This window comes from Pseudomonas sp. MWU16-30317 (assembly GCF_020515695.1).
Classification (GTDB): Bacteria; Pseudomonadota; Gammaproteobacteria; order Pseudomonadales; family Pseudomonadaceae; genus Aquipseudomonas.
In genome coordinates this window covers 51,105-66,769 of record NZ_JAIWJA010000006.1, presented here as the reverse complement: position 1 = coordinate 66,769, position 15,665 = coordinate 51,105, and the positions used below count along the sequence as shown (strand labels likewise).

Annotated in this window: 14 protein-coding genes and 1 tRNA gene; 4 read left to right on the top strand and 11 right to left on the bottom strand. The window is 63.6% G+C overall.

Annotated features, from left to right (window positions below; genetic code table 11):
* Positions 1–23: 23 nt before the first annotated feature.
* Positions 24–1,466, bottom strand: a complete 1,443-nt coding sequence (gene gabD / locus LIX93_RS17885) for an NADP-dependent succinate-semialdehyde dehydrogenase (RefSeq protein WP_226505388.1) — start codon at positions 1,464–1,466, stop codon at positions 24–26.
* A gap of 310 nt (positions 1,467–1,776) precedes the next feature.
* On the opposite strand from gabD, the gene LIX93_RS17880 reads away from it, so the two are divergent.
* The 3 genes from LIX93_RS17880 (at position 1,777) to LIX93_RS17870 (ending at position 3,070) form a co-directional block, all read left to right on the top strand.
* Positions 1,777–1,853: transfer RNA gene (locus LIX93_RS17880), tRNA-Arg, on the top strand.
* Between the two features lie 177 nt (positions 1,854–2,030).
* Positions 2,031–2,498, top strand: coding sequence for a helix-turn-helix domain-containing protein (locus LIX93_RS17875; protein ID WP_226505387.1), 468 nt, complete (start codon positions 2,031–2,033; stop codon positions 2,496–2,498).
* Positions 2,495–3,070: a PIN domain-containing protein gene (locus LIX93_RS17870; RefSeq protein ID WP_226505386.1), complete on the top strand. Its 576-nt coding sequence runs from the start codon at positions 2,495–2,497 to the stop codon at positions 3,068–3,070. The genes LIX93_RS17875 and LIX93_RS17870 overlap by 4 nt, the downstream gene beginning before the upstream one ends.
* A gap of 188 nt (positions 3,071–3,258) precedes the next feature.
* Here LIX93_RS17870 and LIX93_RS17865 read toward each other — a convergent pair whose 3' ends face one another.
* The 3 genes from LIX93_RS17865 to gabT all read right to left on the bottom strand — a co-directional run bounded on the left by LIX93_RS17865 (position 3,259) and on the right by gabT (position 5,834).
* Complete coding sequence (locus tag LIX93_RS17865) at positions 3,259–3,747, bottom strand: Lrp/AsnC family transcriptional regulator (protein ID WP_226505385.1); 489 nt, start codon at positions 3,745–3,747, stop codon at positions 3,259–3,261.
* A 47-nt stretch (positions 3,748–3,794) separates the two neighbouring features.
* Entirely contained in the window at positions 3,795–4,451 is a 657-nt protein-coding gene (locus LIX93_RS17860) for a 2-haloalkanoic acid dehalogenase (protein ID WP_226505384.1), read from the bottom strand.
* A gap of 84 nt (positions 4,452–4,535) precedes the next feature.
* Positions 4,536–5,834 carry a 4-aminobutyrate--2-oxoglutarate transaminase gene (gene gabT, locus LIX93_RS17855; RefSeq protein WP_226505383.1) on the bottom strand — a complete coding sequence of 433 codons (1,299 nt, stop codon included), beginning with the start codon at positions 5,832–5,834 and terminating at the stop codon, positions 4,536–4,538.
* Positions 5,835–6,113: 279 nt separating this feature from the next.
* Here gabT and LIX93_RS17850 point away from each other — a divergent pair, with 279 nt between their 5' ends.
* The gene (locus tag LIX93_RS17850) at positions 6,114–7,046 is read left to right on the top strand and encodes a glyoxylate/hydroxypyruvate reductase A (RefSeq protein WP_226505382.1); all 933 of its coding nucleotides are present in this window, start codon (positions 6,114–6,116) and stop codon (positions 7,044–7,046) included.
* Between the two features lie 30 nt (positions 7,047–7,076).
* On the opposite strand, the gene LIX93_RS17845 is transcribed toward LIX93_RS17850, so the two are convergent.
* From LIX93_RS17845 to LIX93_RS17815, 7 genes are all read right to left on the bottom strand, one after another.
* Positions 7,077–8,156: a tartrate dehydrogenase gene (locus tag LIX93_RS17845; protein ID WP_226505381.1), complete on the bottom strand. Its 1,080-nt coding sequence runs from the start codon at positions 8,154–8,156 to the stop codon at positions 7,077–7,079.
* Between the two features lie 42 nt (positions 8,157–8,198).
* Positions 8,199–9,656: an NAD-dependent succinate-semialdehyde dehydrogenase gene (locus LIX93_RS17840; RefSeq protein WP_226505380.1), complete on the bottom strand. Its 1,458-nt coding sequence runs from the start codon at positions 9,654–9,656 to the stop codon at positions 8,199–8,201.
* 114 nt (positions 9,657–9,770) lie between these two features.
* On the bottom strand, positions 9,771–10,928 hold the full coding sequence (argE, locus tag LIX93_RS17835; RefSeq protein WP_226505379.1) for an acetylornithine deacetylase: 1,158 nt from the start codon (positions 10,926–10,928) through the stop codon (positions 9,771–9,773).
* On the bottom strand, positions 10,925–12,163 hold the full coding sequence (locus LIX93_RS17830) for an FAD-binding oxidoreductase (RefSeq protein WP_226505378.1): 1,239 nt from the start codon (positions 12,161–12,163) through the stop codon (positions 10,925–10,927). The genes argE and LIX93_RS17830 overlap by 4 nt, the downstream gene beginning before the upstream one ends.
* On the bottom strand, positions 12,160–13,536 hold the full coding sequence (locus LIX93_RS17825; protein ID WP_226505377.1) for an FAD-dependent oxidoreductase: 1,377 nt from the start codon (positions 13,534–13,536) through the stop codon (positions 12,160–12,162). Before LIX93_RS17825 ends, LIX93_RS17830 begins: the two co-directional genes overlap by 4 nt.
* Positions 13,518–13,826 (bottom strand): (2Fe-2S)-binding protein, encoded by a 309-nt coding sequence (locus LIX93_RS17820; protein WP_226505376.1) that lies wholly within the window; start codon positions 13,824–13,826, stop codon positions 13,518–13,520. Before LIX93_RS17820 ends, LIX93_RS17825 begins: the two co-directional genes overlap by 19 nt.
* Positions 13,823–15,664, bottom strand: a complete 1,842-nt coding sequence (locus LIX93_RS17815) for an ABC transporter ATP-binding protein (RefSeq protein WP_226505375.1) — start codon at positions 15,662–15,664, stop codon at positions 13,823–13,825. The genes LIX93_RS17820 and LIX93_RS17815 overlap by 4 nt, the downstream gene beginning before the upstream one ends.
* Position 15,665 lies beyond the last annotated feature (1 nt).

The following is a 15,665-nucleotide window of genomic DNA, read 5'->3' as shown; positions in this document are numbered from 1 at the left end:
AGGGTGGGTACTACCGCTGCCGGTCAGACCGAAATGCAGAGGTATTTGATTTCCAGATAGTCCTCGATGCCGTACTTGGAGCCTTCACGGCCCAGGCCCGACGCCTTGATCCCACCAAACGGCGCGACCTCGTTGGAGATCAAGCCGGTGTTGATGCCAACCATGCCGTATTCCAGCGCTTCAGCCACACGGAACACGCGGCTCAGGTCGCGGGCATAGAAGTACGACGCCAGGCCGAACTCGGTATCGTTGGCCATGGCGATGACTTCGGCTTCATCGGTAAAGCGGAACAGCGGCGCCAGTGGGCCGAAGGTCTCTTCCTTGGCCACGGCGGCGTCCTTGGAGACGTTGACCAGCACGGTCGGCTCGAAGAAACTGCCTTCCAGCGCGTTGCCACCGGTCAGCACCTTGGCGCCTTTGCTCAGGGCGTCGGCGATGTGTTCCTTGACCTTGGCGACGGCTTTGTCGTCGATCAGCGGGCCGGTGGTGATGCCGTCTTCCAGGCCGTTACCGATCTTGAGCTTGGACACCGCAACCTTGAGCTTCTCGGCGAACGCTTCGTACACGCCGTCCTGCACGTACAGGCGGTTGGCGCACACGCAGGTCTGGCCGTTGTTGCGGTACTTGGAGATAATCGCGCCTTCGACGGCCTTATCCAGGTCCGCGTCGTCGAACACGATGAAGGGCGCGTTGCCACCCAGCTCCAGCGAGACTTTCTTGATGTCCTTGGCGCACTCGGCCATCAACTGACGACCGATTTCGGTCGAGCCGGTGAAGCTCAGTTTGCGCACGATCGGGTTGCTGGTCAGCTCGCTGCCGATGTCGCCGGCGCTGCCGGTGACTACGCTGAACACACCTTTAGGGATGCCGGCACGCTCAGCCAGCTCAGCCAGAGCCAACGCCGAGAACGGCGTTTGCGACGCGGGCTTGAGCACCATGGTGCAACCGGCGGCCAGCGCCGGGCCGGCTTTACGGGTGATCATCGCCGCCGGGAAGTTCCACGGTGTGATGGCCGCGGTCACGCCAATCGGCTGCTTGATCACGATCAGGCGCTTGTCCGGCTGGTGGCCCGGAATGGTGTCGCCATAGACGCGCTTGGCCTCCTCGGCAAACCACTCGATAAACGACGCGGCATAGGCGATCTCGCCCTTGGCCTCAGCCAGCGGCTTGCCCTGCTCCAGTGTCATCAGGCGGCCGAGGTCGTCCTGGTTCTCGAGCATCAGTTCGTACCAGCGACGCAGCTTGCCCGAGCGCTCTTTAGCGGTAAGAGCACGCCAGGCCGGCAGCGCCTTGTCGGCAGCCTCGATGGCACGGCGAGTCTCGGCGGCGCCCATTTTTGGCACGGTGCCGATGATTTCATTGGTGGCTGGGTTGTTGACCTTGATGGTCTGACCGCTGTCCGCATCGAGCCAGGCACCATCGACATAGGCTTGCTGGCGGAACAAGGACGAATCTTTGAGCTGCATGTCGGCTTCCTTAACGGCACCCGTTGGCGGGCGCGAGGATAAATATGAAAAGGTGCCCAGGCTGAAGCGACGGTTTGCACAGGTGGGTGCAGGGCGTCAGCGACCAGACAATAGCGTTTGAAATCTCAAACGAATCCTAGGATCTATGGGGCCAAAGGACAATAGGCCGTTCGAAAAAAAGAACAATTGTAGCGGCAGGTGTGGGTTTTTCCACTCACTGTGTGGGGTTTGACCACATACATCCTGAAATGATGTGCAGTTCGTCGCCATGGACGACGGGTATCGAGATGGGTATGATGGCGCCCGCGCTGCACCAGTAGCTCAGCTGGATAGAGTACTGCCCTCCGAAGGCAGGGGTCGTGGGTTCGAATCCCGCCTGGTGCACCATTGATTGCAAACAAAAAAGCCCTGGCTCGCAAGAGTCAGGGCTTTTTTGTGGGCGGCTGGTTCTGATGACAGGATCGTTTCGTTTATTGCGATTATCTTTGATTTCGAATATAAAGGCCTCGTAGCTGGCGAACGTGCACTCGGTCACAGCTCAATACAGCCTTTATGGAGATGATCATGTTCACCGCCGACCTCACCCGCACTGCGCTTCCTGACGCGAAGGAAATTGCTGCCGCCGTGGAGTCAAGCCGCCAGTTGGCCGCGTTCCTGTCCACTAAGCTTGAAACTCAACAGATTGAACTGGTGGGTGAGAGCCAGCATCGTGAAATCGTCGAACTGCCGACATTCGCTCTGCGCTTGCTCGGCGAAATCCTCAGCGAACTGGCGCTAGGCAATGCCGTCAAGGTCGTGCCGATTCATGCCGAGCTGACCACTCAGGAAGGCGCGGACATCCTTAATGTTTCCCGGCCACACCTGGTGAAGCTGCTGGATGAAGGTGCGTTGCCCCACACGAAGACGGGCCGCCACCGCAGGGTCAAATTCGCTGACTTGATGGCGTATAAGGAAAAGCGCGATCACGCAAGTCGTTCGGCAATGGACGAGTTGGCGGCGCAAGCCCAGGAACTGGGGATGGGATACGAATGAGGTGTTCGCCGTTCACAGCGGTTTATGATGCGAACGTGCTTTACCCTGCCCCGCTGCGTGATTTCCTGATGCATCTGGCGCTAACCGGTGTGTATCGCGCACGGTGGTCAGAGCAAATCCATGAGGAGTGGAAGCGTAATCTTTTAGTGAATCGCCCTGAGCTCAACCGGGAACAGTTGGACAGGACGTCCTCACTGATGGATGCAGCTGTGCCTGACGGCTTGGTCACTGACTACGAACAGCTGATCGAAGGCCTGAAGCTACCCGATGTAGACGACAGACATGTCCTAGCCGCAGCGATCAAGTGCAACGCTTCCGTCATCGTGACTTTCAACCTCAAGGATTTCCCCAAGAATACCCTTGAAGCCTTCGATATAGAGTCTTTGCACCCTGACGACTTCATTGCCGATCTGTGGGATCTAGATCAAGCAGCCGTACTGGAAGCTGCCAGGCGCCAGCGTGCATCATTGAAAATGCCACCACTGAGCGCAAGGCAGTACCTCGATAAGTTGCTTCAACAAAAGCTGCCCGAGACCGTGAAGCTATTATCAATCTTTGAGTTTTTAATTTGAGGCAGCGCTTGTTTCAGCGCGTTTGTCGTGGGCCATCCGACCACCCCCCCACAAGCATCGAAAGGCTGAGGCTCACCACTAACTTCACAGGCTACAGGCATCGACCGGATCAGCGTATTGTCATCTGCAGCATCCCCATCTTGAACGGCTTCGACCAATGCTAAAGCAGCCTCGATCGAATCCCCCCTTCAATGCCGCAACAACTTCCTCAACGGCACCCCATCCTTCATCACCGGCGACTTGATCACGATGTAACTGAAGTACTTCGAAATCCCGATATTCTTGTCCAGCAACTCCTCGATCACATCCTGATAATGCTGAATGCTACGGGTCATGAACCGCACCAGATAGTCATACCCACCGCTGATCAAATGACACTCCAGCACCTCGTCCACCAGGCGGATATTCGCTTCGAACTTGGCAAAATCCTCGCGTTTATGATCGCTCAGCGAGACTTCGGTAAACACCGTCACCGATTCGGTGATCTTCGCCAGGTTCAGATGCGCCTTGTAGCTGGAAATATAGCCGGCCGACTCGAGGCGTTTGACCCGTTGCAGGCACGGGCTGGCGGACAACCCGACCGCGTCAGCGAGGCTGACGTTAGTCATGCGTCCATCCTTTTGCAGCTCGACCAGGATATTGATGTCAATGCGATCCAGTTTGACCAAGCCTTCCATTACGCGCCTCTGCACTGCCGTTCGTTGTGGTCAATCTTCTAGCAAAATCAGCGCCGTAAAGACAGCTGATGTTGTCGGACAAGGTCCGCCATGCTGCTGATGCACACGTCGGCCGGGCACGGTTGGCGGTGGTCGGCGCGGTCGCGGCGGATCAGGCACAGGCCGCCGTCGGCCATGGCGCTGGCCGGTGGCCGAGACAGGCGCAGGGTATGGCGCGGATCGATGTCCAGCGCGCTGAGCCAATCGGTGCGCTCGATCGGGTAGGCTGCGGGCGACAGCAGGTCGTCAGGCATCAAGCCGAGGCGCTCGCACAGCACGCCGCGGTCTTCGGCATCGCGGTCCACGAACACCAGCAGCCGGTAGAACTTGCGCAGGTACAGCATGGCCCCCGGTGCATCCTCGAACACGCTCCAGGTCGGCACCGAGCGGGCGAAGGTCATGCCCTCCTCCCAGCTGGCCTTGATGCCCAGGCGTTCGGCCATCTGGCGGTGGGCAAAGCACAGCAAGCCGCTGAAGCCCAGTTCGTCGAACCGTGGATAAAGTGCGCCGATCACGGTCTTGTACTCGGCCAGGATCTGCGCCCGGTCAGACGCGCCACTGCGGCTTTCGAGCAAGGGCTGCAAGGCGCTCCAGACCCCGGAGTCGCGGTCTACCAATACTTCATCGCAGTCGATCAGCAGTGCGCGATATTCAGTCAGCCCCATGGCAAGTCAAACCTCCGATACAGCCCAACATTCAATGCGTGCACGTCGGCGCGAAGAACACTCCCCGCGCCAGCGCAGTGATGGCTACTTGGTGATCAAGACGCGTGCCAAGGCCGCCGACAGAATCTGCAGGGCTTCGTCGATCTGCGCTTCGGTGGTCACCAACGGCGCCAGGAAGCGCAGGACGTTGCGGTAGACCCCGCACTTGATCACCAGCAGCCCGCCCACGCGGGCCTGGTCGATCAAGCGCTGCGTCAGATCGGCGTCGGCGCTGCGTTGATCGTCGTCCTTGATCAGCTCGATGGCGACCATGAAGCCCGTCGCGCGCACGTCGCCGATCTGCGGGTAACGCCCCTGCAACGCCAGCAGGCCATCGCGCAAGCGAGCGCCGAGTTGCTGGCCGCGCTCGACCAGTTGCTCTTGCTCAAAGGTGTCGAGCACCGCCAACGCTGCGGCGCAGGCCAGCGCGTTGCCGCCATAGGTGCCGCCCAAGCCGCCGGGCAGCGGTGCATCCATGATCTGCGCGCGGCCGACCACCCCGGAGAGCGGCAAGCCACCGGCCAGGCTCTTGGCGACGGTGACCAGATCCGGCTCGATGCCCGCGTGCTCGAAGCCGAACATCTTGCCGGTGCGGCCGAAGCCGGTCTGGATTTCATCCACAATCAGCACGATGCCGTGCTTGGTGGTCAAGGCGCGCAAGGCCTGCAGGAACTCCACGGGCGCGGGCAGGAAGCCGCCATCGCCCTGCACCGGCTCGATGATGATCGCGGCCACGCGCTCGGCCGCCACCTGGGTCGCCAGCAGTTCATCCAGCGCGGCGAGGGCCATGTCGCTGCTGAACCCGCGATACGCATTGGGGTACGGGGTATGGAAGATCTCCGGCGCGAACGGCCCGAAGTTCTGCTTGTAGGGCTGGCTCATGCCGGTCAGCGTGGTGCCCAGCAAGGTGCGGCCATGGAAGCCACCTCGAAAGGCGATGACCGCACTGCGCTGCGTGTGGGCGCGGGCAATCTTGACGGCATTTTCTACCGCTTCGGCACCGGAGGTGAACAGCACCGCCTTGTACGGTTGTGCGCCCCCGATCAGCTGCGACAGGCGCTTGGCCAGGTCGATATAGGGCTGATAGGCAACTACCTGAAAACAAGCGTGAGAGACCTTGGTCAGCTGGGTTTGCACCGCTTTGACCACATTCGGGTGGTTGTGCCCGATATTCAGCACGCCGATGCCGCCGACGAAGTCCAGATAACGCTTGCCGTCCACGTCCCACAACTCGGAGCCTTGGGCGCGATCGATGACCAACGGGTGGGCCGTGACAATGCCGCGTGGAACATACTGATCACGCAGGCGCAGAAAATGAGGTGCTTCGTCGACTTTGCTGTTCATGGCGATTTCCATAAGGGTCCTGACAATCGGCAGGGGGTGGCGATGCTGTTCAGGTTAAAGCTTCGGCACAATCGACTACGCCGAACTTGCCCGCCCAGACGTCCACATCCACTGTTTTACCCCTGGCAAACGGCAGAATCCTTCAGCCACCATCGGGCCCGTCGAATCTGCTGCAGCGGGCCCGAATACGGGCCTTCGCGCGCCGCCTGGATCATCCATTCAGGCGATCCTGCTTTGCCACTCGGGCATCATGAAGCGCACTCTTTCTCGACTCAGGAAATGCCCATGGCGCTCCTCTATAAAGCTGACCCCGTGCGCGGTGAACAGTGGCGAGCGCTGTTCGCCCAGCATGCCCCGGATATCGAATGGCGCGCGTGGCCGGATATCGGCAACCCTGAAGACATTCACTACCTCGCCGCCTGGCAGGCGCCCGAAGACCTGGAGCAACGACTGCCCAATCTCAAGGTGCTGTTTGCCTTGTCCGCGGGGGTCGACCAATTGGACCTGGGCCGTCTGCCGGTCAGCCTGCCGGTGGTACGGCTGCTCGATCCGGGCATCAGCCAGGGCATGTGCGAATACGCCTGCCTGGCCGTACTGAGCCTGCACCGCGACTTGCTGCGGTATCGCCAGCAGCAACAGCAGCACCAGTGGCAAGCACATCGGCTGGTGCCGGCCGCCAAACGCCGGATCGGGGTCATGGGCCTGGGTTTGCAGGCGCAGCATATTTTGTCGAGCCTCAAGCCCTTCGGCTTTGAGCTCTCAGGCTGGGCGCGCAGCGTGCATCAGATCGAAGGGGTCACCTGCCACGCGGGCGTCGAGCAGTTGCCCGCCTTTCTTGGCCAGTGCGATATCTTGCTGTGCGTCCTGCCGTTGACCGAGCAGACCGAGGGCATCCTCGACCGCGCCTTGTTCGCGCAACTGCCTCCCGGCGCGGCGTTGATCAATATGGGCCGCGGCAAGCATCTGGTCGAAGCCGACTTGCTGGACGCGCTCGACAGCGGCCAGCTCAGCGCCGCCGTACTCGACGTGCTGCAGCACGAGCCAGCGGCGCCGGATCACCCCTTCTGGGGCCACCCGAACATCCTGCTCACCCCACACATCGCCGCCATGACGCAACCCGACAGCGCCTTCCCCGAGCTGCTGAAAAACATCCGCCGCTTCGAACGCGGCGAGCGGATGCAAGGCCAGGTCGACCGCATCCGCGGCTACTGAGTCGGCCATTGCCGCGTCGGGCGCAGAGCGTCACAGCGCCTGCGCGATGGCCTCGCCCACGGCCTGGGTCGACCCCGTGCCGCCCAAATCAGGCGTGGTCGGCCCATTGGCGATGACCTGCTCGATGGCCGCGAGAATGCCGTCGTGGGCCGCACGATAACGCGCGTCGTCCTGCCCGAGAAAATCCAGCATCAACGCTGCCGACCAGATCATCGCGATCGGGTTGGCGATATTGCGCCCATAAATATCCGGCGCCGAGCCGTGCACCGGCTCGAACAGCGAAGGGAAACGCCGCTCCGGGTCGAGGTTGGCCGACGGCGCGATACCGATGGTGCCGGCGCAGGCGGGCCCGAGGTCGGAGAGGATATCGCCGAACAGGTTGGAGGCCACTACCACATCGAAACGATCCGGCTGCAACACGAAGCGCGCGCAGAGGATGTCGATGTGCTGTTTGTCCCAGGTGATTTCGGGGTAATTGGCGGCCATCAGCGCCGTGCGCTCATCCCAATACGGCATGCTGATGGAGATGCCATTGGATTTGGTCGCCGAAGTCAGACGCTTGCGCGGCCGGGTTTGCGCCAGCTCGAAGGCGAACTTGAGGATGCGGTCAACGCCACGCCGGGTGAACACCGACTCCTGCAGCACGAACTCGTGTTCGGTGCCTTCGAACATCTTGCCGCCGACCGACGAGTACTCGCCCTCGGTGTTTTCGCGCACCACCACAAAGTCGATGTCGCCCGGCTCGCGCCCCGCCAACGGGCACGGCACACCAGGGAACAAGCGCACCGGGCGGATGTTCACGTACTGGTCGAAGTCGCGGCGGAATTTGAGCAGCGACCCCCACAGGGAGATGTGGTCCGGGACCTTGTCCGGCCAGCCGACCGCGCCGAAGAAAATCGCGTCGAAGCCCTTGAGCTGAGCGAACCAGTCATCCGGCATCATCTTCCCGTGGGCGAGGTAATAATCGCAGTCCGCCCACTCGAACACCTCGACCTCCAGCGCCAGGCCCCACTTGCGCACTGCGGCATCAAGCACGCGCAGCCCTTCGGGCATGACTTCCTTGCCGATCCCATCGCCGGCGATTGCGGCGATCCTGAATACCTTGCTCATTATTGTTGTGCCCTCAGCCAATCGATCGAAGCGTGCAATAGGTTATAGACCACCCACGTGGAAGGCCTTGACCTCCAGGTACTCGTCCAGCCCGTGGCTCGACCCTTCTCGGCCCAGGCCCGACTGTTTGATGCCGCCGAACGGTGCGACTTCCATGGAGATGATTCCGGTGTTGAGCCCGACCATGCCGAACTCCAGCGCCTCACCGAAGCGCCACGAGCGACGCAGGTCCTGAGTGAAATAATAGGCACCCAGCCCGTAAGGCGTGGCATTGGCCAGCGCCAGCGCCTCGGCCTCGTCGGTAAAGCGCATCAGCGGCGCCACCGGGCCGAAGGTCTCTTCGTTGGCCAACAGCATGCCGGCGTGGGTATCGCCCAGCACCGTGGGCTGCACGAATTGGCTGTCGCCGCTCGGGATGCCGCCCCACAGCAGCTTGGCGCCCTGGCTCAGGGCATCGTCGATGTGCCGCGCGACCTTGCTGACGGCGGCGGGGTTGATCAGCGGGCCGATGGTCACGCCGTCTTCCAGGCCGTTGCCGACCTTGAGCTTGCCGACCTCCTCCACCAGCCGCTGGGCGAACCGTTCATAGATGCCGTTCTGCACCAAGATGCGGTTGGCACACACGCAGGTCTGGCCGGCGTTGCGAAACTTGCTGAGCATGATGCCGGCCACGGCCTGCTCCAGGTCGGCGTCGTCGAACACGATAAACGGCGCATTGCCGCCCAGCTCCAGGCTCAAGCGCTTGATGTGCTCGGCGCTCTGGCGCATCAACAAACGCCCGACCGCGGTCGAACCGGTGAACGAAATCTTTCGCACGGCGGGGTTGCCGGTGAGCTCCTCGCCGATTCCGGCGGGCAAGCCGGTGATCACGTTGAAGACGCCAGCGGGAATACCGACACGCTCGGCCAGCACTGCCAGCGCCAGCGCCGACAGCGGGGTCAGTTCCGAGGGCTTGACGATGATCGGGCAACCCGCCGCCAGCGCCGGCGCGCATTTGCGCGTGATCATGGCGTTGGGGAAGTTCCATGGGGTGATGGCCGCGCACACGCCCACCGGCTGCTTGAGGGTCATCAGGCGGCGGTCGGCGGCAGGCGACGGGATGGTTTGGCCGTAGCTGCGGCGGGCTTCTTCGGCGAACCATTTGACGAAGCTGGCGCCATAGCGGATTTCGCCCTTGGCCTCGTTGAGCGGCTTGCCTTGCTCTAGGGTCATGATCAGGGCTAGATCGTCGACGTTATCCAGCATGGCCTGATGCCAACGCTCGAGCAGCGCCGCGCGCTCGGCCGCAGGTTTGGCGCGCCAGGCCGGCCAGGCGCGCTCGGCAGCGGCGATGGCCAGGCGGGTGTCGTCGCCCTGCATGGCCGGCACATGGGCCAGGCACTCGCCGGTGGCGGGGTCGATCACCGCCAGCGTGGCGCCGTCCTGCGCGCTGATCCACTGACCGTTCACGTAGGCGCGTTCTACCAGCAGGCTGGCATCTTTCAATTGATGTTTGAGCATGATCGAGTCCTGATCCGAGACAACTGCCAGTCTATGCAGGCGCCTCGGTGCAGGATGCTGAAAGCGGTGCGCCAGCAGCGCGGGATGCTGAAATTCACGCGCCCACGGCAGGCTCTACTGCTTCAACGAGCCGAGCAGGGTGTGCAGGAATCGCTCGCCGGCTTCGAGCTGGCTGTCCTCGATATATTCGTCAGGCTTGTGCGCCTGCTCGATCGAGCCCGGGCCGCAGACCACCACCGGCACGTTGAGGCGATTGGCGAACAAGCCGCCCTCGGTGCCGAACGAGACCTTGATGTGCTCGGTGCCCGGCGCGGCAAAGCGGTGCAGCAGCCGTACGGCCTCGACGCTGGGGTGGGTCTCGAGCGCGGGGTACTCGTTCATCAGCTCGATGTCGATGGCGGCAACGCTGGACACTTGCCGGGCTTCGCTGACCAGCGCTTCGGCGCGCTCGCGCAACTCCTCCAGCAGCAACTGCGGATCATCGGCCGGCAGGTTGCGGAACTCGAATTCCAGCGTGCACAGGTTGGGCACGATATTCAGCGCTTTACCGCCGTCGATCCGGCCGATGTGCACGGTGCTGTAGGGGATGTCGTAGCCTTCGTCGCGCTGGCCGTGCTGTTCGATGCGCCGCTGGCTGTCGCGCAACGTCGAGATGAAATCGCTGGCCAGGTGAATCGCATTGATCGCCCGTGGCGCCAGTGAGGAATGCGCCTCCTGGCCGCGGCAGTAGGTGCGGTACGACGCCTTGCCCTTGTGGCCGACGGCGAACTGCATCAGCGTCGGCTCGCCCACCACGCAGAGGAACGGGCGCAGCGGCGCCATTTCCAGCACGTCGAGCAGGCGCCGCACGCCGACGCAGCCGATTTCCTCGTCGTAAGACAGTGCCAGCTGCAGCGGTCGGTTCAGGTCGAGGTCAGCCGCCTCGAGCATCGTGTCGATGGCCAGGGCAATGAAGCCTTTCATGTCGCAGGTACCGCGGCCGTATACCCGGCCATCCTTGAAGGTGGCCTCGAAGGGCGGCACGGTCCAGGCCTGCCCTGCGGCGGGCACCACATCGGTGTGCCCCGACAGCACGATGCCCGGCGTGCCCTGAGGCCCGACGCTGGCGAACAGGTTGGCCTTGCGGCCGGTCTCGTCCTTGACGATCAGCGCGTCGATGCCTTTGCTGGCCAGCACATCACGCACGTACTCGATGAGCGCCATGTTCGACTCGCTCGACACGGTATCGAAGGCGATCAGGCGTTTCAGGATGTCGCTCACACGGGCTTTCATGACAGGGTGCTCCTCGGTTGCAGGCTGGCCAGGTCGCCGGCCAGAGGTATGGGCGGTGCGGGGGGCTGGAGGGCTTCGCCGCCGGACACGCAGCCCGCTCCCACACGGGCCGTGGAGAAACGACGAACGTCGAAGGGCGCGATCGAGGTGGTGGTCTGGCCAGTGCTCATCAACTCGGCCATCACGTCACCCACCGCAGGGCCGAGCTGAAAGCCATGGCCGCAGAAGCCAAACGCATAGAACAGGCCGTCGACCTTGCCGCTGGCGCTGATGACCGGCAACGAATCCGGCGTGTAGCTTTCGATACCACTCCAGACCCGAATGATGTTGAGGTTCACCGCCCCGGGCAGCAGCCTGCGCATCTGTTCGATCTGATTGATGGTGCTGCGCGGCTCGACCAGGGCGCGCCGATTGAGCATGTCGGGGCGGCTGCGATAGCCCCCACCGATGACAATGTTGCCGCGGGCGATCTGGCGAAAATAGATCACTTCTTCGGGGATTCGGGTGTACACGCCGATGACCGTCGGCAATGAATAGGGCACCGGTTCCGTCACCGCCATCTGCGGCCCGTGGGTTTCCAGCGGTACCGGCTCATCGAACTGTTGGGATAGCTTTGCGCCCCAGGCACCGGCGGTGATCAACAGTTGCTCGGCGATGAACACCTGCCCATCGGTGGTGGTGACGTGGAACTGGCCGCCGACTTTCTGCACCTCGGCCACTTCGGTACGTTCCTCGACCCGAGCACCGGCACGGACGGCGGCGCGGGCAAAGGCTGGTGCGGCCAGACGCGGGTTGGCGTGGCCATCGTGGGGAGCATAAGAGCCGCCTTTGACCTCTGGCCCCAGGAAGGGAAAACGCTCATGCAGGGCCTTGCCGGCAATCACCTCGAGGTCCAGCTCGCGCGCTTCGGGGGCTGCGGCATAGGCATGCAATTCTTCAATGTGGGCCTCGTCGTAACACACCCGCATATGGCCGCTGGGGAGAAACTCCAGGTCTTCACCGATCAGCTCCGGCAGGCGCTTCCACAAGGCCAGCGAACGATTGGCAAGGTCGAGCTGGCCCAGGTGCCGCCCTTGGCGCCTGACGTTGCCGAAGTTCACGCCGCTGGCGTATTGGCCGATCTGATCGCGCTCCAGCAGGGTCACGGAGCGCCCGCGCTGGCGCAGGAAAAACGCCGACGCCGCGCCCATAAAGCCGCCGCCGACAATCAACACATCACTTTTTTGCGGGCTCATGACACCTCCTCTTCGATGCGCATCGACAGCGGCTTGACCGGTGCCTGGCCACGCTGGCGGCCGACCGATTCGACGGCCACACCGGCCTCGGCGGCGATGATTTCCGCCCCACCCTGCGCGCAGTAACGGCCTTGGCAACGGCCCATGCCCACCCGGCTGAAGGCCTTGGCGCGATTCACTTCGCACGCGCCCTTTTCGCGCACCACGCCGCGCAGCTCACCGGCGGTGATCATCTCGCAGCGACAAACGATCGCGTCATCAGGCAACGCCTTGGCCTGCGCCTGGGGCCAGGGGAAGGCTTCAGCCAGCCCCACTCGGAAGCGCTCCATCACCGCCAGCGACTGACTGCAGGCTTGCCGGGCGGTGGCGTCCACCGGCTGCTGCAGATCGTGCAGCAGCGCCATCGCCGCCAGCCGCCCGGCCTGTTCGGCGGCATCGGCGCCGCGAATCCTGGCACCGTCGCCGGCCGCATAAACGCCGCTCACCGAGGTCCGCCCTTCGTCATCGACCGCCAGCAACCACTGCCCCGACACGTCATCGAAACGCAGATCGCAGCCCGCCAGATCGGCCAGCTGGGTTTCCGGGCGCAAGTGATATCCCAGGGCCACGGCGTCGCAGTCCAGCTGCACCTCGCGGCCGTCGGCCGTCTTGAATTGCACGCCGCTGACCCCGGTGCGAGCATCGCCCAGCACCTGTTGCGGCGCCACACCCAAGTGCACCGGCACCTTGCCCCGGTACAAGCGCGCCAGCAGCCGGGCACCTTCGAGCAGCACGGTTGGACGCGCCAGCAGCTTGGGCAACGCCTTGATGCGCTTGCTCAGCGGCGAGGTATCGAGCACCGCCGCCACCTGTGCGCCGGCCTTGAGGTACTGGCTGGCGACCAGATACAACAGCGGCCCGCTGCCCATGAACACCACGTTGTGGCCGATGGACACCGACTGCGCCTTGAGCGCGATCTGCGCCCCGCCGAGGCTGTAGGTGCCCGCCAGTTGCCAGCCCGGCAGCGGCATCAGCCGGTCAGTCGCGCCGGTGCATAAAATCAGCGCGTCATACTCGATGACCGAATGCCGGCCCTGGCTCTGGCAATGCAACTGCCCCGGCGTGAGGTTCCACACCAGGGTGTCCGGCCGATAATCGATGCGGTCGCGCAGGCGGTCGAAACTCTGATGCAGCGCCTCGGCCTTGGCTGCCTCGCTGCCATACAACGCCTGGTAATCGCGGGTGAAGCCCTCGGGCTGACGACGATAGATCTGCCCGCCATCGCGGCGATTTTCGTCCACCACGATGGGCGTGATACCGGCCGCCAGCAGGGTTTCGGCGCAGCGTGTGCCGGCCGGCCCTGCGCCGACGATGACTACCCGTGCAGTGGCCATACCGCCTCCGGTTGCGTGGTGATGATGTCTTGCCCTTCGCGGACTTCGTTGGAGCAGGCACGCAAGCGTTCACCGCTGCGGGTCCAGACCCAGCAGTCCTGGCAGGCGCCCATCAGGCAGAAACCGGCGCGGCGCCCGGAATCGAACTCCGACTCGCGCAGCGCGACGCCCTGGGTCAGGAGTGCGACCATCAGCGTGTCGCCCTGCAACGCCTCGATGGGCATGCCATCGACCAGCAGGCTGACGGTGGCGCGGTCGCGCTCGCCGAGTCTTGCGAATCGCCCTTTCATGCGTAGGCTCCCACGATCATGCTGTTCAAAGGTTCTTGTGTGTCCTGCAGTTCGACGCTGTCGCGGTGGCAGAGGATTTCGCTGCCGCCCTCGATCACCCGGCGGCCGGGTGCGGTCTTGTTGCACAGGCCGTCGATGCGCTGCGGGCAGCGGTTGAGGAAGGTGCACAGCTCGGGCACGTTGGCCGGCGCGCCTATGCTCGGCAACGGACCGCACTGGGTACCGCAGTGCTCCAGCCAGCCCTGGCGCAGCTCGGGCACCGAATGCACCAGCAGATCGGTGTAAGGATGGAACGGCGGGCGGCTGAACGCTTCGCGGCGGCCCTGTTCGACCTTGTGGCCGCTGTACATCACCACGATGTCATCGCACAGCGCACGCACCGTAGAGATGTCGTGACTGATGAACAGATAGGACACCCCCAGCTCGCGGCGCAGATCGCGCAACAGCTCGAGGATCGCGGCACCGACCACGGTGTCGAGGGCCGAGGTGACCTCGTCGCACAGGATCAGGTCCGGCTTGGCCGCCAGCGCCCGGGCCAGATTGATGCGCTGCTTCTGACCGCCGGACAGCTCGTTGGGGCGGCGCTCGGCGATGTCCCGCGGCAAGCGCACCAGGTCGAGCAATTCATCGATGCGCTGGCGCAACGGCGCACCCTTGAGGCCGAAATACATCTTCAATGGCCGCGACAGAATGGTGCTGATGCTGTGCATCGGGTTGAGCGCAGTGTCGGCGTTCTGGAACACCATCTGGATGCGCCGGAACTGATCGTCAGTGCGCCCGGCCAGGGTGCCCGACAGCGGCGCGCCGTCAAACGCCAACTGGCCGCGGGCCGGGCTGAGCAAACCGGCGACCACCCGCGCCAAGGTCGATTTACCGGAGCCCGACTCGCCGATCACACCGATAGCCTGGCCACGGTGGATGGTCAGGTCGATGTCTTCGAGTACGCGGATCATCGGCATGCCTTGCAGGTCAGCCTTGCCGTAGCCTGCGGTCATGCCCTTGATGGTCAGCAACGGCCGGTCCTGGGGCCTTTCGCTACCGGGCGACAGCACCGCATCCGGGCGCGCCGCCGCCAGCAGGCTGCGGGTGTATGGCTCGGCGGGCGCCTTGAGCAGCGTTGCGGTGGCGCTCTGCTCGACAATCCGGCCACCGTTGAGCACTACAATCTGGTCGGCCATCTGCGCCACTACCGCCAGGTCGTGTGACACGTACACCGCCGTGGCGCCACGCTCGCGCACCACGCGCTTGAACGCCAGCAGCACATCAATCTGGGTGGTCACGTCCAACGCCGTGGTGGGCTCGTCGAGCACCACCAGCAGCGGATCGCTGATCAGCGCCATGGCCGCCATGACGCGCTGCAACTGCCCACCCGAGACCTGGTGCGGATAGCGCTGGCCGATCCCCTCGGGGTTGGGCAGGGCCAGGTCGCGGAACAAGCCGATGGCTTTGGCCTGCAACTGGTCGCGAGAGCCCAGGCCGTGGATCAGCGCGCCCTCGATCACTTGATCGATGAGCTTCTTGGCCGGATTGAACGCCGCCGCCGCGCTTTGCGCGATATACGACACGCGATTGCCGCGCAGACGCTGCAGGGTGCTTTCGCCCAGGCCGAGCATGTTGTGTTCGCCTACCTGCACCACGCCGCCGGCCAGCCGACAGCCGCGCCGCGCATACCCCAGCAGCGCCAGGGCGATGGTGGTCTTGCCGGAACCGGACTCGCCGATCAGCGCCAGCACCTCGCCCTGCTCCAGGGCGAAGCTGACGCCCTTGACGATCTCGACCTCGCCGCGTTCGCCACTGGCGACCACGCGCAGGTCTTGCACTCGGATCAGTTCAGTCATG

Bases quoted from the DNA above. Each gene is read 5' to 3' on its own strand.
- LIX93_RS17870 (WP_226505386.1), top strand. From the start codon at position 2,495: ATGAGGTGTTCGCCGTTCACAGCGGTTTATGATGCGAACGTGCTTTAC.
- LIX93_RS17850 (WP_226505382.1), top strand. From the start codon at position 6,114: ATGCCCATGGCGCTCCTCTATAAAGCTGACCCCGTGCGCGGTGAACAG.
- LIX93_RS17825 (WP_226505377.1), bottom strand. From the start codon at position 13,536: ATGGCCACTGCACGGGTAGTCATCGTCGGCGCAGGGCCGGCCGGCACA.
- LIX93_RS17830 (WP_226505378.1), bottom strand. From the start codon at position 12,163: ATGAGCCCGCAAAAAAGTGATGTGTTGATTGTCGGCGGCGGCTTTATG.
- gabD (WP_226505388.1), bottom strand. From the start codon at position 1,466: ATGCAGCTCAAAGATTCGTCCTTGTTCCGCCAGCAAGCCTATGTCGAT.
- LIX93_RS17840 (WP_226505380.1), bottom strand. From the start codon at position 9,656: ATGCTCAAACATCAATTGAAAGATGCCAGCCTGCTGGTAGAACGCGCC.
- argE (WP_226505379.1), bottom strand. From the start codon at position 10,928: ATGAAAGCCCGTGTGAGCGACATCCTGAAACGCCTGATCGCCTTCGAT.
- gabT (WP_226505383.1), bottom strand. From the start codon at position 5,834: ATGAACAGCAAAGTCGACGAAGCACCTCATTTTCTGCGCCTGCGTGAT.
- LIX93_RS17875 (WP_226505387.1), top strand. From the start codon at position 2,031: ATGTTCACCGCCGACCTCACCCGCACTGCGCTTCCTGACGCGAAGGAA.
- LIX93_RS17845 (WP_226505381.1), bottom strand. From the start codon at position 8,156: ATGAGCAAGGTATTCAGGATCGCCGCAATCGCCGGCGATGGGATCGGC.
- LIX93_RS17865 (WP_226505385.1), bottom strand. From the start codon at position 3,747: ATGGAAGGCTTGGTCAAACTGGATCGCATTGACATCAATATCCTGGTC.
- LIX93_RS17815 (WP_226505375.1), bottom strand. From the start codon at position 15,664: ATGACTGAACTGATCCGAGTGCAAGACCTGCGCGTGGTCGCCAGTGGC.
- LIX93_RS17860 (WP_226505384.1), bottom strand. From the start codon at position 4,451: ATGGGGCTGACTGAATATCGCGCACTGCTGATCGACTGCGATGAAGTA.
- LIX93_RS17820 (WP_226505376.1), bottom strand. From the start codon at position 13,826: ATGAAAGGGCGATTCGCAAGACTCGGCGAGCGCGACCGCGCCACCGTC.